Genomic DNA, 20,732 nt, shown 5'->3' with positions numbered 1-20,732 from the left:
ATAAATGAAAATTGGAGTTATTTCAGATACCCATCTTCCAGGTGTAGGAAGAAAATTACCAAAAAAATTACTTGAAGAATTAAGAAAAGTCGATTTAATTGTGCATGCTGGAGATCTTACTGAGGAAAAATATTTAAATTGTTTAAAATCTTTAAATGAAGTTAAGGCAGTTGCAGGTAATAGAGATAGTTTTCCACTTCAGGAAAAATTAAATGAGCAACTTAGCTTTGAGATAGCAAATAAGAAAATTTCTGTCATTCATGGCCATCAATTTGGTGGTAGAAATGTCTTGCAGAGTTTGAATTATAGTTTTCCTGAAAGTGATGTAATTATTTTTGGTCATACTCATCGACCAGTTAACGAAGAATTAGGGGGCAAATTATTTTTTAACCCTGGTTCTCCAACAGATAAAAGATTGGAGAAAAACCATACTTTTGGTATAATAGATATTGGAGATAAGGTTAATGGTGAGATAAAAATTTTGGAGGAGGGGTCTTAATGTCTGTTTATGATCACGCAAGACGATTACAAAGAAAGCTTAAAGATTCTAAAGAATACCAGAACTATCAAGAGCTAAGAGAAAAAGTAATGGAAAAATCAGGTTCCAAAAAAATGCTAATTGATTATCAAAACTTGATGATGAAATTACAGAATAAAAGGATTGCTGGCGAAGAACTTGCTGAAGAAGATAAAGAAAAATTGCAGAATTTGCAAAATTTAATTGAAATTAATAGTAATGTAAAAAAATATTTAGAGGCTGAATACCAGTTAAGCAAAATGATTAATGACATTCAGAAAATAGTTTTTTCCGAATTAGAGATTGGGATAGCTGAAGAAGAACTAGAAGCAGAAACCGAAGAAGAAAATTCAGAAAAATAAAAGCACCCAATTTGGGTGCTTTTAAAAAGTGCATAATTTAAACAGGTTGGACTTCTTTAACTCCATCTACATTTTGTTTCAATGTGCGTTCTATACCATTTTTAATGGTTAAGGTTGACATTGGACAACCACTACATGCGCCAAGAAGTTTTACTTTTACGATGCCTTCTTCAGTTACTTCAACCAATTCTACATCTCCACCATCAGCTTGAAGGCTTGGTCTTATTTTATCAAGATATTTTTGAACTTCTTCTTTCATACTTGCACCTCCTAAAATGACTTTGTTTTATTATACAAAAAAACTCAAGTTTTTACAAGCTTTAAAATCTTTTTCTTATTTTTTAGATCATATAATAGTGGGAGAATGATTAAAATGGCCAATTTTGTTCATTTGCACAACCATACAGCTTATAGTCTCTTAGATGGTGCTATCAGAATTAAGGACTTAATCAGAAAAAGCAAAGAATATTCTCTACCTGCAGTTAGCATAACTGACCATGGAGTTTTATATGGGATGATAGAATTTTATCAGCAGGCTAAAAAGGAGAATATTAAACCTATTATTGGTTGTGAATTATATTTAGCTGAAAACAAATTAAGCAATAGAAATAGAAAGAACTACCATCTTGTTTTATTAGCTGAGAACAATGAGGGCTATCATAATTTAATCCAATTGGTTACTAAATCATGGCTGGAAGGATTTTATTATAAGCCACGAGTTGATAAAGAACTCCTGGCTAAACACAGTGATGGATTAATCTGTCTTTCTGCTTGTTTACAGGGAGAAGTACCACAACTTATTTTAAATGGCAATTATGATCTGGCTAAAAAAGCAGTTTCTGATTATCAGGCTATATTTGGTCATGACAGCTTTTTTCTTGAACTGCAGGACCATAACCTAAAAGAGGAAAAAGAAGCTGCTCAGGGTCTGATTAAGCTTAGCAATGAAGAAAATATTCCCCTGGTTGTGAGTAATGACTCTCACTATCTAGAACGTGAAGATTCTGAATTACAGGATATATTACTTGCTTTACAGACAGGAACAACTATTGATGACGAAAACAGAATGAGTTTTAGTGGTCAGGAATATTATTACAAATCTCCTTCAGAGATGAAAAAGCTTTTTCCTGATTTGGATTCTGCTTATGAAAATACGGTTAAAATTGCAGATAGGGTAAATTTAGAATTGGATTTCAATCATTTTTATTTACCAGATTATCCGGATCTTAAAGACAATAAAAACCCAGAGGAATTATTGGAAAAGCTCTGCAAAAAAGCGCTTAAAGAAAGAGGAATGGCTGAAGATGAAAAAGCTGTTGAACGACTTCAATATGAGCTTAAAATAATTTTTGAAATGGGTTATGCAGCCTATTTTTTGATCGTTTATGATTTTGTGAAATATGCAGAAAATAATGATATCATGGTTGGCCCTGGCAGGGGCTCAGCTGCCGGTAGTTTAGTAGCTTATTTATTAAAGATAACCAAGGTTAATCCCTTAAAATATGGTTTAATTTTTGAAAGATTTTTAAATCCAGAAAGAGTAACTATGCCTGATATTGATATTGACTTTGATGAAAATAGAGATCAAATAATAGAATATGTAAGGGATAGATATGGTCGAGACAGAGTAGCACAAATTGGTACTTTTGGTACTATGGCAGCTAGAGCTGCAGTAAGGGATGTTGGTAGAGCACTTGGGATTCCTTATGGAAAAGTTGATAAGGCTGCTAAATTAATCTCCTCTCGTTCTGGGATTGAAGAATCATTAAATAATAATAAAAAATTGAGAAATTTATATAAGGAAGATGGACAGATAAAAAAAATGATTGATTATGCTAAGGGAGTAGAAGGTTTTCCCCGGCATATATCTACCCATGCAGCAGGAGTAATAATTGGTGCTGAGCCTTTAGCTGAAATTGTTCCCTTACAAAAACAGGATGAGAATATAATAACTCAGCTGCCAATGGATGATTTAGAAGCTTTGGGCTTATTGAAAATGGATTTTTTGGGTCTGAGAAATTTAACAGTTATAAAAAACACTTTAGAATTAATAGAAAGCAGGAAAAATGAAAAAATTGATATTAATTCTATACCTTTTGATGATAAAAATGTTTATGATTTTTTAAGTACCGGTAAAACAGCAGGTGTTTTCCAAATGGAGTCCTATTTGTTTAAGTCTTTGAATCAAAGACTTAAACCTGAACGTTTTAATGACTTAATTGCTATGTTAGCTTTAGGTAGACCAGGCCCACTTGGCAGTAACATTGTGGATGATTTTATCGCAATTCGACATGGTGAAAAAGAAGCCGATTATCTTCATCCTAAATTAAAAGCAATTTTAGAAGAAACCTTTGGTATGATTCTTTATCAAGAACAGGTAATGGAAATAGCCAGTAGTCTTGGTGGATATTCAATGGGAGAAGCAGATCTTTTGCGAAGAGGGATGGGGAAAAAGAAATTAGAAATTGTAGCAGCAGAAAGAGAGAAATTTGTTCAGGGTGCTGTAAATAATGGAATAGCAGCAGAAACAGCAGAAAAAATATTTGATCAAATGGAATATTTTGCTGGTTATGGATTTAATAAATCACATTCTACTGCTTACGCATTTTTGGCATATCAAACTGCTTATTTAAAATATTATTATCCGGCTGAATTTATGGCAGCTTTATTTTCATCGGTAATGGGTAATCAGGATAAAATTGCAGATTATATTAAAGCAGCAAGAGAAATTGATTTAGAAATTTTAGCACCTGATATAAATAAAAGCTATCATGATTTTAAAGCAGAAGGAGATAATAAGATTCGTTATGGACTTAAAGCTATAAAAAATGTTGGTTCTAATACTATTTATGCTCTTGAAAATGCTCGTAAAGAAAAAGAGTTCAAATCAGTTGTAGATTTTTTAAAAAGAATAGATATGAGTGCGTTAAATATTCAAAGTTTTGAGGCTTTTATTAAAGCAGGAGCTTTTGATGATATTGTAGAAAGTAGAGCTGCTCTTTTAATAAATTATGAGGAATTATATCAAAAATATAATAATCTTTCCAGACAGAGGGCACAGGGCCAGAGATCCTTCGCTGAACTTTTTGGAGAAGAAAATAAATTTATCGAGGAAGATCTTAAATATGAGGATATAAAAGAGCTGGAAACTGAAACAATATTAAAACAGGAAAAAGAATATTTAGGTATTTATTTGTCAGCTCATCCCCTAGACAATTATCAGCATAAAATTACTAAATTGAATATTGCTAATATTTCTCAAGCGATAAAGGCATCTGATGGAGAAAAAGTTTTTACCGCTGGCAATATAATTTCTTATAAAGAACATATTACTAAAAGAAATAATAAGATGGCTTTCTTAACAATCAGTGATCAGAATGATAAAATAGAGATCATAGTTTTCGCTGATTTATTTAAAAGCATTAACTTTGTGCTTTCAGATCAAAATGCCATTGGTGTCCTGGCACGCAAAAACGACAATCAACTAATAGCAGAAAAGATTTTATCTTTAGACAATAATTATTTGATTATTGATATTTCTAAATTGAAAAAACAAAAAATAATTGGCTTAAAAAAATATTTGTCTAAAAAAGAAGGTGATGTAATTGTTCTGTTGAAAAAAGATAATAAGATGGTTATTACCGATTCATCTTTTAACTTAACTAAGAATAGAAGAACAATTAAAGAACTGGGCAAGGCAATCGGGGCATCATCTTTTGAATTTATTGATTAAAGATAAAAATTATTTGAGAAAAAAATCTCAACATATTAAAATATACAAGTAAAAATTGTAAATTTTCTTGACAATGCTTTTTTTCTTATTATATTATTAATTAGAATAAAGGAGGAATAACCATGGATGTCAATGCTGATTTTATTATAATTAAAGCTTTAGAAGATGGGGTGACAATAATAGGGCTAACCCGAGGGAAAGATACTAGATTTAATCATACAGAAAAGTTGGATAAAGGAGAGATTCTTGCTGCTCAATTCACAGAAAATGTTTCAGCTATGAAAATTAGAGGAAAAGCCGAATTATTAAGTAAACATGGCAAAATTGAAGCTGATAGTTCACAAAGTAATTAATTGAGAGTTTTTATTGAAAGGAGCTTTAAAATGTGGCAGGTATTATATATAGCTTCTTCAAAAGAAGAAGCAGAAGAAATATTATTTATAATGGAAAGAGAAGGATTCATGATAGAAATAGATGATATTGGGTCAAACAATTATCAAATCAAGGTACCTGCTAGTGAGGCTGAGGAAGCCTACACATGTTTGCATGAAAATTTTTAAAATGGAGGAATAGTATAGATGAATAAAATAGCAATATTAACAAGTGGTGGAGATGCTCCAGGAATGAACCCTGCTATTAGAGCAGTTGCTAGAACAGCTATTTTTTATAACATCGAAGTAGTAGGGGTCAGATATGGATTTAAAGGTTTAATAGAAAAAGATTTTTTTGATATGAAGAGAAGTTCAGTTGCAGATATAATTCAGAAAGGAGGAACTGTTCTTTTTTCTGCTCGCTGTGAAGAATTTAGAACAAGAGAAGGAAGAGAAAAAGCCTATCAAAATATGAGAGAAGAAGGAATTGATGCTCTTGTAGTAATTGGTGGAGATGGTTCTTTACACGGAGTACAAAAAATTAATCAAGAAAGTGAGATTAGTGCTGTGGGTATTCCTGCAACTATAGATAATGACTTATCATGTACTGATTATACAATTGGTGTAGATACAGCAATGAATACAATACTTGATGCTATAAATAAGATAAGAGATACTGCTACTTCTCATGAAAGAACATTTGTGATTGAATGTATGGGAAGAGATTCAGGATATTTAGCTTTAATGACAGGTTTAGCTGGAGGAGCAGAATTTATTTTAGTACCAGAAATTGACTTCACTCCTCAGGAGGTAACAAATAGAATAGTACAGGGATTTAATAAAGGTAAATTGCACAGCCTTATTTTAATAGCGGAAGGTGTAAAAGCACCTTTTGTTGATCTGACCGGTTATAATGGTAGCCCTGGTCTTGCAATGGGAGATTTAATTAGAGAAAAAACTGGCATGGAAACAAGAGTTACTATATTAGGCCATCTGCAAAGAGGTGGTAGCCCAACTGCAATTGATAGAATCATTGCCAGTCGGATGGGAGCAAAAGCAGTTGATCTGTTAATTGAAGGTCATAGAGATATTATGATAAATTATAAAGATAATTCCATTGGCAGTTGTAAAATTGCTGATGCTATTGTGGAAAAACAGCAAATAGATATGGATATATATAATTTATCTAGTATATTATCCATGTAAACAAATTATATTGGGAGGTAAACATGCGAAAAACAAAGATTGTTTGTACATTAGGACCTGCAACAAATGATAAAGAAACTATTAAGAAGGTAGTAGAGGCCGGAATGAATGTGGCCCGATTCAATTTTTCTCATGGTAATCACGCAGAACATAAAGAGAGATTTGATTTAGTTAGGGAAGTAGAAAAAGAAACAGGTAACCCGATTGGAATTATGCTTGATACTAAAGGCCCAGAAATAAGAACTGGTGATATGGATGGGGATAAAATCACTTTAGAAGAAGGTAATCAACTAATTATTTCTGGTGAAGATATAATTGGTAATTCCGAAAAGATTTCCGTATCTTATAAAGAACTTGCTAAAGATATGAATATTGGGGATAAAATTTTAATTGATGATGGTTTAATAGAATTAGAAGTTATGGAGATAGACGGTGATGATCTAGTTACTAAAGTATTAAATGGTGGTGAAGTTGGTTCAAGAAAAGGGGTTAATCTACCTGGAGTTAGTGTAAATTTACCATCTTTAACTGAAAAAGATATTTCAGATATTCGCTTCGGAGTTAAAGAAGGAGTTCACTTTATCGCTGCATCTTTTGTTAGAAAAGCAGATGATGTTATAGAAATCAGAAAGCTTTTAGAAGAAAGTGGAAATGAAGATATTTTTATTATCGCTAAAATAGAGAACCAGGAAGGTGTAGAAAATCTTGATGATATTTTAAAGGTTGCAGATGGAATTATGGTAGCTAGAGGAGATTTAGGAGTAGAAATTCCTGCAGAAAAGGTTCCGATTGTCCAAAAAATGATGATTCGCAAATGTAATGAAGCTTCTAAACCTGTTATTACAGCAACTCAAATGCTTGATTCTATGATTAGAAATCCTAGACCAACAAGAGCAGAAGCTTCTGATGTTGCAAATGCTATTTTTGATGGAACAGATGCAACTATGCTCTCCGGAGAATCAGCAGCCGGGAAATATCCAGTTCAATCTGTAAAAACAATGGCTCAAATTGCTATAGAAGTTGAGGAATCACAAAGTTATAAAGAAAAATTTGTTAAGGATTATAAGTTTAAAGCTAACTCAGTAACTGGTGCTATAAGTTTAGCTACCTGTGAAACCTCGGAAGAACTGGGAGCAGATGCCATAATTACTTCTACCGGTTCAGGTTTAACCGCAAGAACGGTTTCTAAATATAGACCTCAAACTCCTATTATCGCTGTAACTCCAAGCAAAAGGGTATTACATCAGCTGGTGTTAAGCTGGGGTATTTATCCTTTACTTGCTGCTAGAAGTAGTAATACAGATGAAATGATGGAGAATTCAATTGATTCTGCTCTTGAGCATGGATTGATTGAAGAAGGTGATTTGGTAACAATTACTGCTGGTACACCTGTTGGTATTTCTGGCACTACTAACCTAATCAAAATTGATGTTGTTGGTAAACCAGTTGCAGAAGGCCAGGGTATTGGTAAAGGTATTGTTGTTGGTAAAGCTAGAGTTGTAAGTTCAGCAGAGGAAGCAATGGAGAAAGTTGAAGAGGGAGATATACTTATCACCCGGATTACAGATAGAGATTATATTCCTGCTTTAAAGAAAGCTTCTGCAGTTGTTACTTATAGTGGTGGTTTAACCTCTCACCCAGCTATAGTCGGTTTAAATATTGGTATTCCTGCTGTAGTTAATACTGGGGACCTCTCAGATTTATTTGAAGATGGAGAAATCATTACAGTTGATGGTGTAAGAGGTTTGGTCTACAGAGGACAGGCTCACTTAAAATAATATCAAAAATAATTTTTTTCATAATTAATAATCAAGCTGCGGTTATATTGCCGCAGCTTGATTATTTAAATCTAAGAATATGTTTTGAATAAATACTTGCTTTTAGCGCAAAGTATTGTTAAAATGTTTACAGATAATTAATGATAATTCAATATATCATTAACATAACTTCTATAAGATTATAAGTAAATAATAAAGAAGGGAAGTGCTAATATGTTAGAAATACAAAGTGATTTACACACTCATACTGTAGCTAGTGGTCATGCTTATTCTACAGTAGATGAAATGGCCAAAGGAGCTTTTATAAATGATATAAAATTGATTGCGATAACTGATCATGGGCCAAAAATGCCAGGAGGCCCTCATTTATATCATTTTGGCAATATTAATGTCATTCCTAATAAATTATACGGGGTTACTATTTTAAAAGGTGTTGAGGCAAATATACTAGATGAAGGCAGACTGGATCTAGAAAATGATATGCTAAAAACCCTTGATTTTGTTAGTGCAGGTATCCACCGTCAAACAGGCCATACTCTAAAAAACAAGCAAGATTATACTGAAGCTACAATTAAAGCTATGGAAAATCCTTATCTTGATATGATTACTCATCCTGTGCAAAAGGAGTATCCAGTTGATTTAGATATAGTGGCTAAAGCAGCAGCGAAAAACAATGTTATTTTAGAGCTAAATGCCAGTTCCTATAGTACCAAAAAAGATTCTTTTAGAGGTATAAAATCAGAATCAATAAAGTTGCTTAAACTTGCTAAAAAATATGGTTTCCAACTCGCGATTAATAGTGATGCTCATTTTCATAAAGATATTGGAGATTATTCAAATCTAGAATTTATCTTTAATAGTAAACACTATGATAGGAATCTAATTATAAATCGTTCTCAGGACAGTGTTTTAAATTATCTTCGCTTAAGAGAACAACGGCTAAAAGAGCTGAAAAAAACTATTTAGTTATGAGGTGTAATTTATGGAACAACCCTATTATAAATATTCTAAGTTTTTAAAAGATAAGTATGGAGAAAAAACTTATAAGCTCCCGGTTAATCTACCAACAACCTGTCCTAATAGAGATGGAAACTTAGGAACAAAGGGTTGTTTTTTTTGTGGCGAAGAAGGAGCAGACTTTGAAATGCTGCCGGAAAGTATGTCTGTTAAAAATCAACTTTTAGAAAATAAAAAATATATTGGAGAACGTTATGGGGTTGATAATTTTATAGCTTATTTTCAAAATTTCTCAAACACATATCTTCCTTTAGATCAGCTCATTAAATATTTAAAGGAAGCCTGTGAAGTTGAAGCTATTGCTGCTGTTTATTTTTCAACCAGACCAGATTCTATTAGCGAAAAATATATTAGAGTTTTAAAAAAAACTTTAAATGAAATTTCACCTGAGATTAAATTAGCTTTTGAGTTTGGGCTGCAAACTGTAAACTATAAGACATTAGAGAAAGTAAATAGAAAACATGGATTAGCCGAATTTATTGATGCAGTTATAACTGCAAAAAAATATCAGGCAGAAGTGGGAGCCCATTTGATATTAAACCTGCCCGGTGATTCTCGACTTGATGTAAAAGAAGGGGCAAGAATTATATCTGCTTTAAAATTAGATCATGTAAAATTACATGCTTTATATATCAGAGAGAACTCAGTTATGGGGGAAAAATATCATAATGTGGAAATAGAATTATGTTCATTAGAAGAATATATTGAGAGAGTTATTTTATTTTTAGAGAATTTATCTCCTGATATTGCTGTACAACGATTGATAGGTAGAGCTCCTGAAGAAGGCACAATATTTTTAAATTGGGATAAACCATGGTGGGAAATTCATGATCTAATAATTAAAAAGATGAATAAAAGAAATACTTATCAGGGTAAAAAATTTAATTATTTAAATGGTAAGACATTAAATGATTTTTAGACAAAAATAACAGATCCTCCTGCTTTGTTTATTTAAATTTTTGTGATATAATTAAGACACAATAAATGAGGGGTGTTCCCTTCTGGGGGTGTTATTATGAGTTTAGATGGCATGGACTCCACAGTTAGATCTAAAGAAAAGCTAATGATTGGAACCCGGAATCGGATACTGTATGGTTTGATTTATGCTGAGAAAATGCCGCTCAATCTGTTGGCAGAACGACTGGATGTATCAACTCATGAACTGCATAAATGGTGTTTTAAAGGAGAGCTGCCTGACCCAGAAGTTAGGGAAAAATTATCAGAATATTTTGATCTCCCAGAACAGATTCTTTTTTGGGAATCAGAACATTAACTTTTATTAAATGCCGGGTCTACCCGGCTTTTTTCTATAATTCACGTTTGCGATATAGATCATAATAATATAGAATATAATTAGCAAGATAAGGAAGGAGATTTTTAATGCAAACAGAGAAGATTTTAACTGATGTAGAAAACTCCATCAGAGAATTGCTAAATATCGCTGAGCCAAAGCCTGGTCAAATAATGGTTCTTGGTGGTAGCACAAGTGAAATTCAAGGTAAAAAAATCGGTTCTGCTACAGATTTAAAACTTGGCGAAAAAATAATAAAACGAGTAATAGATATTGTAAAGAAAAAGAATTTTTATCTTGCAGTTCAAGGCTGTGAGCATATCAATCGTTCTTTAGTAATTGAAAGAGAGTGCCAGCAAAAATACTCATTTCCTGAAGTCAATGTTATTCCTCATCGTAATGCCGGAGGTGCTTTTGCGACAGCTGCATATAAACAATTTAAAGATCCGGTAACTGTAGAAAAAATTGAGGCTGACTTAGGTATTGATATTGGAGATGTTTTGATTGCTATGCATTTAAAAAATATAGCAGTGCCAGTTAGATTGAGCTTAAAAGAAATAGGAAAAGCCCATCTTACTGCTGCAAAAACAAGATTAAAGATGGTTGGTGGAGTTAGAGCAAAATATAGAAGTTATTAATTTGGAGGTCTCGTTTTGAATTATTTACATCATTTAGCAGATAAAATAATTTTGAGTTTAATTGGTAGATCATTGGTAGTTTTAAGCTCTTTAGATTCTAGAATTAAAAAAGAGCTATCCTATTTACCTGAAGAATTTATTTTAGCTTTAGCTGTTGATCGGAATTCACCAGCTTTAATAATCAAAAAAAACAATAAAGAAATAACATACTTTGGCAGCCGCAAAAATTTTGAAAATATTGATTTGAAAATTTATTTTAAAAACGAAGAGTTTGCCTATCAAGTTTTAGCAGCAAAAGAAGGAATAAGATTAGCTTTTTCTGAAGGGAAAATCCTTTTAGAAGGTGAGCTTGAATTTGCTGTTTCCTTTATTTATATCTTAGAAATTATAGAAGCTTATCTGAGTAGAGAACAAGCCTCTAATGATTTATTAGGATATAATTTAAAAAAAGAAATTTCTTGGATTTCATTAATTTTTAAAGCTTTCTTGACAAAAAAAGAAAAGGGTGAGATTTAGAATGGATTTACCCAATTATTACGAGTTTTTTAATCCAATCAAAATTAATTCCGGTGAAAATTCATTAAATACTTTAAGTTATGAGTTAGAACAACTCAATGTGGATAAGCCTCTGATCTTAACAAATCAGATGTTAGATGAGATTAAAAATTTAGATATTTTACTTGAAAGTTTAGCAAGTACTGATATTTCTCCAGAACAAATAATAAAGAATATACCAAATCAGGCAACAGTAGAAATAGTGAAAAGATGTGCTGATAAATATAACAAATATAATTGTGATGGTATTATTGCCCTGGGTGGAGAAGCAATAATAGATACCGCTAAAGGAATAAATCTTTTAATATCTGAGAAAAGTAAAAGCCTTAAAGATCTGAGGGGTATAGATACCATACATTCCAAGATGGAGCCTTTTATTATTATTCCAACTGCTACAGGTACAGGATCAGAAGCTGCTTTAAAAGCTGTTATCACTGATGATCAATTTAATAAAAACCTAGAATTTATATCAAATAAATTGATGCCTGACCTGGCTGTCATTGATCCCAGAATGACCTATGAAATGCCGCCACGACTTACTGCTTCAACGGGGATTGATTCACTGGTTCATTCAATTGAAGCCTACACGGGATTACAGCGTAATCCTTTAAGTGATGCTTATGCTTTTTCGGCTTTAAAATTAATTGGGAGTTCACTTAAACCACTGGTTAAAAATATAAGTAATAAATATCACAGAATGGCAATGAATAATGCTGCTTTAATGTCAGGGATCGCATTTGCTAATTCAAGAGCTGGCATTATATATGCAATAGGAGATGCCTGTGAAAAAATTTCTGGAGTTTCACATGGTGATGCTTTATCAATTATATTGCCACATGGAATGTTCCATAACCTTAAATTTGAGTACTGTCGCAATTCATATCAGGATATTTTGCTGGCTCTTTCTGGCCCAGAAAAATATTCTAATACTCCTGCAAAAGATAGAGCAGTGATTGCAGTTGCTGAGATAGCAACACTTTTAAATGAGCTACAATTATTAACAGGAATCCCCTTAACTTTATCTGAAATAGGAGTTAAAAGAAATGATTTTCCAGATATTATAGAAAAAGCCATGCATAATACTGCTGTTCTAGCATCAGCCGGTAAAGTTAAAAGAGAGGATATAGAAAGTGTTTTAGAAGCTGCTTTTTAAAAAAATAATGGACACCTTTGTTTTTATATAAAAATTTTAAAACAAAGTGCCCCAAATATAAAAGTTGTGAAATGGGAAAGTCTTAATTTTGGGGGTGTTAGAAATGAGTAGTGGAAAACTTTGTTTTTATGGTTTGGGTTCTTTTTATCTCGAGTATGGAGGAAAACAGGTTGATGGTAGTAATTGGGTCTCCAAAAGGGCTATGTATTTGTTGATGTATCTGGCTTTAGAGTGGAAACGCAATGTTAGTGTTGAAGAGCTGGTAGATGTTTTCTGGCCTGAATCAGATTTAGAAGATGGGAAAACAAAATTATATAATACAATTTATTTGTTGAGAAGGTCGCTTACTAAAGATGGGGTTCCGAAGGATATTATAGAATCAGTAACCGGCAGTTATACCATAAATAAAAATTATGAAATATGGACAGATTGGGAATGTTTTGAGAGCGAAATAGATAAACTACTTAAAGGCGAGGAAATTAAGCTTGAAAGTTTAAAAGATTTATTTGTTTTATACAGAGGAGATTTTTTCAGCAATTTAAAATATGAAGACTGGCTTGAAATCTATCGGGAAGAGTTACGAGAGTATTACTTAAATTTAATTGAAGTATTAACTGATAAGCTATTTAAAGAAGAAAAATATCGGGATACAGTAAACTATCTGCATAAAGGGATAGAATATGATCCTTATCGAGAAAACTTTTATTTACTCTATATTAAAGCACTTGTAAAACTTGGTAGGATAGCAGAAGCTATAAATAGTTATAAAAAGTGTGAGAGAATATTAAAAGAAGAATTGGATTTGCTTCCCGGCCAGGAGTTAAATAATGTATATCACAGAATAAAATTGAGTAGAGATTTAACTCAACAGGTTCAATTTAATCTAAATAACAAACAAGATTTTAATTCTGGAGCGATGATTTGTGATTTTGATATATTCGAAAAAATATATGAACTTGAATTAAGACAGGTAAAAAGATTAAAAAAAGAATTTATTTTAATGTCTGTTGATTTCAATGGCAGTAAATTAACTGTTCCAGTTGAAAAAGCAGCTGAAAAAATGGCTGCAATGCTCAGATCTGGTGATATCTTATCTTTTGGTAATGACAAAATCTATTTAATTTTACATGAGATGAGCCTTGTCAATAGTGGAATAATCATGCAAAGATTTAATAATTTTTGTGAGGAACTAAATTTGTTAAAAAAACCAAGTATAGACATAACAGAAATTAATTAAAATTTATAGAATTTTAAAATAATTTTTACTAAACCACCCTAATCGGTGGTTTTTTTCTTTTTTTCGAGATTTTTTCGATTTATATTAGAAAATATTGATAGTATCGACTGTTATCATTAACTTAAGAAAAAAGAAATAAATATAAAAAAGAAATTAGTAATAACATCTTATTAAAAATAACTTTTTTATAGTAGTATAAGTGTTATAAAACTAACACTTTTCCACTACAAAACGTGGGTTGAAAATTATGACCCCCGATCTTAATTAATTTTTAAAACAAAATCTAAGCTCTAAGCTGACAATCTCCTTATATTTTTTTGAGGAGTTTATAATAAAAAGTAAAAGTATTAGAGAAAGCCTTAAAGGAGGTGGGTGGCAAAAAACAACATGAAAATCAACTGTGGTGGCACAAAAATTAGTGGGAAAAGACAGTCAAGAAACAAAGAATTAATTAATTGGATGTTAAGACACGTTATTTTCAAATGATCACCTATAGATGGCTGTTAGTCAATGTTGAAAGCGGCCAAAGTAAGAATTCAAAACAAAAAATGAGGAGTGATTTAAATGAGAAAATTATTAATAATGGCTCTAGTTTTAGCTTTTGTATTAAGCATGAGCTTAGGTGTAGCTGCTAGTTATCTTGATGGTGATAATTTTAATAATCAACCTTGGTATACTCTGACCAATGACTATTTCGGTAATGTACCTTATGCTGGTTATAATGCAGAAATAATTCAGGAAGGCAATTTTGATCTTGCTGAAATTACTCAAATTGGTGACAACTGGGCTCATATCGGCCAGGGCATAGATTTTCAGTTTACTCCACCTGCTGAAGCTGGTAGTTATATGAATGAAGCTTATATAATGCAGGACGGATACTACAATGAAGGCGAAGTTAATCAACGCGGCGAATTTAACTTAGCTGATATTGATCAAAAAGGTGAATTAAACTATGCTGGTGTAGGGCAAAATGGCGATTTAATGGAAGCTTTTATATATCAGGATGCAGATAGAAGTTTTGTTAGAGTCAGCCAGTTTGGTGGAGAAGGTTCATTTGCTGATATAACTCAATACGGATATCTAAATAGAATTAGAACCAGACAAGATGGAGATTTCCATTCTGTAACAGTTGATCAATTGGGTGGAGAGCTCAACTATGTTTTAGTAGAGCAGTTTGGTGAAGGCCAAATAGCAACAGTTTCTCAAGATGGCGACCGTAACGGAACATTTGTTGAGCAAAGAGGCTACGATAATTTAGCTAATGTCATGCAGGTAGGTAACTGGAACGATGCAGAAATTCATCAGAATGCAGATGGCCTTTCCGCTTTTATTAGCCAAAATGGAAATAGTAATTTAGGTATAATAAATCAGAGCAATTAATTAACAAAAAAAGAGGCAGTCTGACTTTTAAACTTCAGGCTGCTTTTTATCCCTTTTTGAAAAGGTGGTGAATATATGGTGGACTATAAAAAAACAATTGTTTTTACAGTTATGATTCTAATGATTTTCATTACTTCTATAGGAGTTTTTGCTCAAGGCCCTCCTGGTGGAGGAGGTCCACCCGGATTAGTAGATGAAAGACCTCCCGGTATAGAAGGTGGTCCTGGTGGAGGTCCTGGTTTTCCTTTTCCCGGTCCTGGTGAATTCCCTGGCAATTTGAATCCCTTTATTGGAGATGATAATGGAAATAATGGTGGAAACGGGGACTATGATTTTTGGTATGAATTTACTCCAAAAGCCTTTATAATCCAGAACGGTGAAGAAAATTATGGGTGTATTGATCAACATGGATATTGGAATTGGGCCGGTATTTATCAGAAAGGTGATAATAATACTTCGAATCTTGACCAATATGGAGATTTTAACTTTGCCGGGATTCTTCAATATGGAAATGACAATCAGGCAAATATTTATCAGAATGGTTTTAAGCAATGGGCTGGTATCGGTCAATTTGGTGATGGACATACCGCTTCTATCTCTCAATATGGATCAAATAATATGGCTTTGATCCTTCAAGGGGGTAATGATAAAAACGCTATCATTATTCAAGATGGTCATGATCTTAAATTGGAAGTTCAGTTTTAAGGTCAAAAAATCTGTTTATTTTATTTAAGGCCGTTTTGACTATTTTTATCAAAACGGCTTTTTATAAAATTTTTAAATTATATTTAAAAAATAGATCGGCTGAACGGATATAAAAAATGGGAGGATGATTTTAGTGGAAAAAAAATTTATTATTTTATTATTTGGGATACTGATCATTTTGTTAATAAGTAGTTCAGTTTCTGCGCAAACGAGTATGGAAGAAAGAATTAGATTAATAGAAGCATCTCAAAATTTACAAAGACAGATGGAAGAAGAAAAAACTTATGCAAACCATAATTCATTGGCAGTATTTTTTACGAATTATAAAATAAATGGGAATGAAGTTAATCCTGGTTTGCGTTTGGGAGTAGATGTTCCGGTTTCTGGTTTAAGTATCATGTTTGAAGGCATATATTATAGAGCAAAGTCAAATGGAGATGCATTTATTGGAGTTAAATTTTCGCCACTTGAATATCAAATGCTTACACCATATATTGGAGCAGGAGTCGGAGTTACTGGAAAAGCTAATTATCAAGTTTTCCTTGGCACTGATGTTTCGGAGAATTTTTTTATAGAAGCTAAATATATAGATGAAGAGTTAAGTTCAGAAGATAGCAATGTTGCTGCAGTAGCAGGCTTTCAAATTAAGTTTTAATAATAAAAATGAAAGTGAGGTCAATTATAATGAAAAAATTATTTGTAGTGGTAATAACAATTTGCATATTTTTCTTTCTTTCCGGTGTTTCTCAAGCTGCTAATTATACTATGAGTTGGGATTTTCAGTATTTTAACAACCCAAATGCCAGGCAGGTTGCAATTAATATAGCAGAAAAACAAGCGGGTATGATTACTGAAGATATAAGCAGTTATGAAAGGTTTAGAGCAAGTTTAGAACAAAGGTTATTATCCTCAGTTCAGCGAAGTATAATAAGACAGTTATTAAATGAAGAAGAATTCAAAGAAATTGAGGACTTAAGGGTAGGAGATTTAATTATAAACATTACCGAAGGATTAGACGGGGAAGTTATTGTAACTATTGAAGATAGAATTACTGGAGACAAAACTACTTTAACTTACAATTCATTTATGGATGATTATAATGATATTGAGTTTTAGTTTATCTATTTAACAGGAAGGGAGGGGGCTTAACTATGAAAAGAAAATTGGTTCAGAAGGTAGTATTATTATTTTTGATTTTAACTTGCTTTGTTTTTATAGGAAATACTGCTGCAGAAGATTTTCAAGAGATTTTAAATGCATCTGAGTCTATACTTTCTGGTAAACCTAATGTAACTACTGCAACTCAGTTGCTGGCTGCTTTACCTGATACTGATATTAAAATACCTGTGGCAGTTTATGAATTTAATGATAAAACCGGGCAATATCAATCATGGGATTCTTCAGTTGTTTCCAGAGGTGCGGCAGATATGCTAACTACTGCTTTATTGAGATCTAGACAGTTTAGTATTATTGATAGAACTATATTTAGAAGTTTTATGAACGAACAAAATTTACAGTCTGAAGGCCGTTTAGCTCCGGATCAAGGACCAATTTTAGGAGAGATGTCTGGTCCAAAATATATAATAACAGGAGCAATTACTGAATACCAGGTTGATATGCAAACAGGAGGGCTGGGTTTTGCTATCGGAGCAATTGGAGGTACCCGTCAAAAAGCAATTGCAAGTACTGCTATTGATATTAGGGTAATAGATATTACCACGGGGGAAGTTGTTTGGGCTGATAGCCTCAAAGGTGAGGTAGAAGGTAAAAAAGTTGGCTTACAAATGTTTTCCTTTTTTGGAGATAATATTGTAGAATTGGAAACAGGAACTGGTAAGCAAGAAGTTATAAATTTAGTACTACGCACTTTAATAGAAGAAGCCGTTTTTGATATATCTAATAGTTTTAGAGGTGGTTTGTAAATGAAAAATTACAAAAAAATTAGATATGTTTTGATAGTAATTATGGTCCTTTCGATTTTAAGCCCAAGAGTCTCAGCAAGTTCTTTAGGTGACACAAATGTTTTATCTCAATTAGAAGAAAAGTCAGCAGAAATATTAAATAATATTGATACAATTAAAATTTCTCAACCTAATGTTACAATCACCACCCAGTTGTTATCAGCGTTACCTGAAAGAAAAGATAGAGTTACTGTAGCAGTTTATAGAATTGAAGATAGGACAGGTCAATTTAAAGATAATCGTTTTAGTAATAACCGTTCTACTGTAGTGACCCAGGGGGCAGAAGATATGTTAATAACTGCTTTACATCGGTCTCGACAGTTTAAAATATTAGACAGAATTCAATTATCTAATATAACAATAGAATTAAACTTGAAAGAACTTGATAGAATTAAAGAAGGAGAAGGTCCTCAAATAGATATGCTTATAGGGGCAGATTATATTATTGCTGGAGCAATTACTGAGTATCAGGTTGATATGCAAACAGGAGGTCTTGGTTTTGCTATTGGATCAATAGGAGGTAACCGTCAAAAAGCAATTGCAAGTACTGCTATTGATATTAGGGTTATTGATTCTACAACCGGAACAGTTGTATGGGGTGAAAGTTTAAAAGGAGAAATTGAAGGCAAAAAAGTTGGAGTCAACACATTTTCTTTTATAGGAGACAACATTGTAGAGTTTGAAACAGGTAGGGGACAACAGGAAGTAATTAATCTTGTAGTCAGAACATTACTTGAAGAAGCTGTGTTTAAATTAAGTACAAGTGGAATTATGTAGTGGAAGCAGATTTAATAAATTTAAATTGTTGTGGAAAAACAATTTTATAAAAATATAATAATCTCTTAGCAGAGATTATTAAATCTTTTCCACTACAAGTCAGGGGCTGAAATACAAGCCCCTGATCATAAAAGTGGAATTATGGATAAAAGTTATCCATTGTAAGGTTTAGAATATAATTATTACAATAAATTAAAATGTGGATAATTATTTATCCCAGAGCACTAGTGCTCTGTTTAGCCCCGATTAAAACCGGGGCTTTGTTTTAGGTGAAAATTTTAGCTAATAATTCATGAAAAAGCTGGACAAAAGAGAAAATTTATTATATAATTCGACTTAGAGTCAGTTCTGACCTAGAGTCAATATAATTATAATAAATTTACTCCCCTCCCCCGGGGAGTTTTTTTATTTAATGTAAATTTTTAAATGACTTAACTATATTACGCATTAACACCTGATTAGTAACTGTGCCTACTCCTCCAGGAACAGGTGTAATCATTTTAACCTTTTCTGCTGAAGAATCAAAATCGACATCTCCTATTAATTTTCCATCCACAAAATTGGTTCCAACATCGATAACAATAGAATTTCCAGTTAACATCTCAGCTGTAATTAATTTTGGTCTACCAACAGCTGCTACAACAATATCAGCGTTTTGCAGTTCAGCTGTTAAGTCTCTAGTTCTAGAGTGACACATTGTTACCGTAGCATGTCGCTGTTGCAGTAAGATAGAAACTGGTTTACCCACTATATTACTTCTGCCAACAACAACAGCTCTTTGACCTTTAAGTGGAATATTATAATAATCGAGTATTTCCATACAGGCTTCTGCAGTAGCTGGTACTAAGGTATCATAACCGGCAAAAAGTTTGCCTAATGAAGCAGAGGTTATACCTTCAATATCTTTTTTGGGGTTAATCATTTCTAGACTGTCTTTAAGCTCATCTGGTAATGGCTGTTGGACCATTATTGAAGTTATTTTTGGGTCTTGATTAGCATTTTTTAATATTGCTAAAAAAGATTCAGGATCATCTTTGATCTGTTGATATTCAAATTCAATTCCAATATTCTCACAGTTTTTTGCAATTCTATTAGTGTAAGCTTTGCTGGCAGCATCTTCTCCATACTGCAAAACCAACAAATGAGGAGAACTACCGGTTTCTGCCTTTAAATTTTCAACTTCATCAATACACCATTCTTTTATTTCTGCTGCAAGTTTTTTACCGCTTAATTCTTTCAATTGATCCACTCCTGTTGTGTAAATATTTTAATTAGCTAACTTAATTATTTCTTCTTTTAATTTAGAGCTTTTCTTTTTAAGAGCTTTATATTCTTTTTCTACATTTTTTTTATATTTATTGTCATCAAGGCTTTTGAGATTAATCTTAATATTGGCTATTGCACTTCCTACTGCTGCGTCACCTATATAGGCAGCAACTTCAAAATCACTAGCCAGCATTCTATTGCCTATTTTACTTATTGCAAGTGTTAACTCCATTAATCTAAGCGCTTTTTTTGTCATATCCATCGAGAATTCAACTGCATCACTGCAGACTGATTTAACCTTATTTTGGTCTCCTGCTTTGTAGCTGTCTAAAATTTTAGAGAGTATTTGACTATCCTGGTCGATCATTAGAAGCATTTCTTTTTTTAGCTGATTACTTTCTAGTAAAATATTTTTTGCTTCTTCTTCAACATCCTTATATTGTTCTTTACCTATTGTTAAATTAGAGATAAAACTTACAACAGCAGCATTGAGTGCACCACTTAAAGCAGCAGCGCTCCCTCCTCCAGGTATTGATTTTTCAGAAGCCAGGTCATTTAAAAAACTTTCAATTGATTCTTTAGAATACATATTTTACTCCTTTCTGATTAATTTAGTATGTAGTAAATATAATTCTTCTATTTTTACTCACTTTTAATTATATAGAATCTTTTTGCTTATAACAAGATGGTTTATTAAAGTTTTTAGCTCTTTCCCCTTAAATAGTAACATTAAAAAAGGATATTATTCAATTATGTTGAATTTTATTTAATAAGTAGTAATATTA

General features: G+C 32.3%; 23 protein-coding genes. 20 read left to right on the top strand and 3 right to left on the bottom strand.

The window, feature by feature from the left end:
• Positions 1-4: 4 nt before the first annotated feature.
• On the top strand, positions 5-499 hold the full coding sequence (locus tag HALSA_RS09285; RefSeq protein WP_013406312.1) for a metallophosphoesterase family protein: 495 nt from the start codon (positions 5-7) through the stop codon (positions 497-499).
• Positions 499-879: a YlbF family regulator gene (locus tag HALSA_RS09280; RefSeq protein ID WP_013406311.1), complete on the top strand. Its 381-nt coding sequence runs from the start codon at positions 499-501 to the stop codon at positions 877-879. The genes HALSA_RS09285 and HALSA_RS09280 overlap by 1 nt, the downstream gene beginning before the upstream one ends.
• Before the next feature lie 37 nt (positions 880-916).
• On the opposite strand, the gene HALSA_RS09275 is transcribed toward HALSA_RS09280, so the two are convergent.
• Positions 917-1,138 (bottom strand): NifU family protein, encoded by a 222-nt coding sequence (locus HALSA_RS09275; protein ID WP_013406310.1) that lies wholly within the window; start codon positions 1,136-1,138, stop codon positions 917-919.
• 114 nt (positions 1,139-1,252) lie between these two features.
• Between HALSA_RS09275 and HALSA_RS09270 the strand changes: the two genes are divergently transcribed.
• The 18 genes from HALSA_RS09270 (at position 1,253) to HALSA_RS09190 (ending at position 18,681) form a co-directional block, all read left to right on the top strand.
• Complete coding sequence (locus HALSA_RS09270) at positions 1,253-4,612, top strand: DNA polymerase III subunit alpha (RefSeq protein WP_013406309.1); 3,360 nt, start codon at positions 1,253-1,255, stop codon at positions 4,610-4,612.
• A 122-nt stretch (positions 4,613-4,734) separates the two neighbouring features.
• Positions 4,735-4,965, top strand: a complete 231-nt coding sequence (gene mtrB / locus HALSA_RS09265) for a trp RNA-binding attenuation protein MtrB (protein WP_013406308.1) — start codon at positions 4,735-4,737, stop codon at positions 4,963-4,965.
• Between the two features lie 30 nt (positions 4,966-4,995).
• On the top strand, positions 4,996-5,172 hold the full coding sequence (locus HALSA_RS12835) for a hypothetical protein (RefSeq protein ID WP_013406307.1): 177 nt from the start codon (positions 4,996-4,998) through the stop codon (positions 5,170-5,172).
• An 18-nt stretch (positions 5,173-5,190) separates the two neighbouring features.
• Complete coding sequence (pfkA, locus tag HALSA_RS09260) at positions 5,191-6,189, top strand: 6-phosphofructokinase (protein ID WP_013406306.1); 999 nt, start codon at positions 5,191-5,193, stop codon at positions 6,187-6,189.
• A 23-nt stretch (positions 6,190-6,212) separates the two neighbouring features.
• Positions 6,213-7,967: a pyruvate kinase gene (gene pyk, locus HALSA_RS09255; RefSeq protein ID WP_013406305.1), complete on the top strand. Its 1,755-nt coding sequence runs from the start codon at positions 6,213-6,215 to the stop codon at positions 7,965-7,967.
• Positions 7,968-8,180: 213 nt separating this feature from the next.
• The gene (locus HALSA_RS09250; protein WP_013406304.1) at positions 8,181-8,933 is read left to right on the top strand and encodes a phosphatase; all 753 of its coding nucleotides are present in this window, start codon (positions 8,181-8,183) and stop codon (positions 8,931-8,933) included.
• 16 nt (positions 8,934-8,949) lie between these two features.
• Positions 8,950-9,903: a tRNA modification radical SAM protein MnmL/YtqA gene (gene mnmL, locus HALSA_RS09245; protein WP_013406303.1), complete on the top strand. Its 954-nt coding sequence runs from the start codon at positions 8,950-8,952 to the stop codon at positions 9,901-9,903.
• Positions 9,904-9,999: 96 nt separating this feature from the next.
• Positions 10,000-10,257 (top strand): hypothetical protein, encoded by a 258-nt coding sequence (locus HALSA_RS09240; protein WP_013406302.1) that lies wholly within the window; start codon positions 10,000-10,002, stop codon positions 10,255-10,257.
• A gap of 107 nt (positions 10,258-10,364) precedes the next feature.
• Positions 10,365-10,913: a TIGR01440 family protein gene (locus HALSA_RS09235; protein ID WP_013406301.1), complete on the top strand. Its 549-nt coding sequence runs from the start codon at positions 10,365-10,367 to the stop codon at positions 10,911-10,913.
• Between the two features lie 15 nt (positions 10,914-10,928).
• Complete coding sequence (locus HALSA_RS09230) at positions 10,929-11,429, top strand: hypothetical protein (RefSeq protein ID WP_013406300.1); 501 nt, start codon at positions 10,929-10,931, stop codon at positions 11,427-11,429.
• Between the two features lies 1 nt (position 11,430).
• On the top strand, positions 11,431-12,621 hold the full coding sequence (locus HALSA_RS09225; protein WP_013406299.1) for an iron-containing alcohol dehydrogenase: 1,191 nt from the start codon (positions 11,431-11,433) through the stop codon (positions 12,619-12,621).
• Between the two features lie 103 nt (positions 12,622-12,724).
• A complete protein-coding gene (locus HALSA_RS09220) occupies positions 12,725-13,858 on the top strand; it encodes an AfsR/SARP family transcriptional regulator (RefSeq protein ID WP_013406298.1) in 1,134 nt (377 codons plus the stop codon).
• Positions 13,859-14,422: 564 nt separating this feature from the next.
• Entirely contained in the window at positions 14,423-15,238 is an 816-nt protein-coding gene (locus tag HALSA_RS09215) for a hypothetical protein (protein ID WP_013406297.1), read from the top strand.
• A 78-nt stretch (positions 15,239-15,316) separates the two neighbouring features.
• Positions 15,317-15,943 carry a hypothetical protein gene (locus tag HALSA_RS09210; protein ID WP_160143067.1) on the top strand — a complete coding sequence of 209 codons (627 nt, stop codon included), beginning with the start codon at positions 15,317-15,319 and terminating at the stop codon, positions 15,941-15,943.
• 133 nt (positions 15,944-16,076) lie between these two features.
• Positions 16,077-16,598 carry a hypothetical protein gene (locus HALSA_RS09205; RefSeq protein ID WP_013406295.1) on the top strand — a complete coding sequence of 174 codons (522 nt, stop codon included), beginning with the start codon at positions 16,077-16,079 and terminating at the stop codon, positions 16,596-16,598.
• Positions 16,599-16,627: 29 nt separating this feature from the next.
• Positions 16,628-17,059: a curli assembly protein CsgF gene (locus tag HALSA_RS09200; protein ID WP_013406294.1), complete on the top strand. Its 432-nt coding sequence runs from the start codon at positions 16,628-16,630 to the stop codon at positions 17,057-17,059.
• Between the two features lie 35 nt (positions 17,060-17,094).
• Positions 17,095-17,865, top strand: a complete 771-nt coding sequence (locus HALSA_RS09195; protein ID WP_013406293.1) for a CsgG/HfaB family protein — start codon at positions 17,095-17,097, stop codon at positions 17,863-17,865.
• On the top strand, positions 17,866-18,681 hold the full coding sequence (locus HALSA_RS09190) for a CsgG/HfaB family protein (protein WP_013406292.1): 816 nt from the start codon (positions 17,866-17,868) through the stop codon (positions 18,679-18,681).
• Between the two features lie 409 nt (positions 18,682-19,090).
• Here the strand turns inward: HALSA_RS09190 and HALSA_RS09185 are convergent, their stop codons facing one another.
• Both HALSA_RS09185 and HALSA_RS09180 read right to left on the bottom strand, forming a co-directional pair.
• Entirely contained in the window at positions 19,091-19,930 is an 840-nt protein-coding gene (locus HALSA_RS09185) for a bifunctional 5,10-methylenetetrahydrofolate dehydrogenase/5,10-methenyltetrahydrofolate cyclohydrolase (protein ID WP_420795039.1), read from the bottom strand.
• Positions 19,931-19,948: 18 nt separating this feature from the next.
• Positions 19,949-20,536: a cyclodeaminase/cyclohydrolase family protein gene (locus HALSA_RS09180; RefSeq protein ID WP_013406290.1), complete on the bottom strand. Its 588-nt coding sequence runs from the start codon at positions 20,534-20,536 to the stop codon at positions 19,949-19,951.
• Between the last annotated feature and the right edge of the window lie 196 nt (positions 20,537-20,732).

Origin of the sequence: Halanaerobium hydrogeniformans (assembly GCF_000166415.1) — a bacterium.
Taxonomy (GTDB): domain Bacteria; phylum Bacillota; class Halanaerobiia; order Halanaerobiales; family Halanaerobiaceae; genus Halanaerobium; species Halanaerobium hydrogeniformans.
This window is presented reverse-complemented; position numbering and strand designations above follow the sequence as displayed.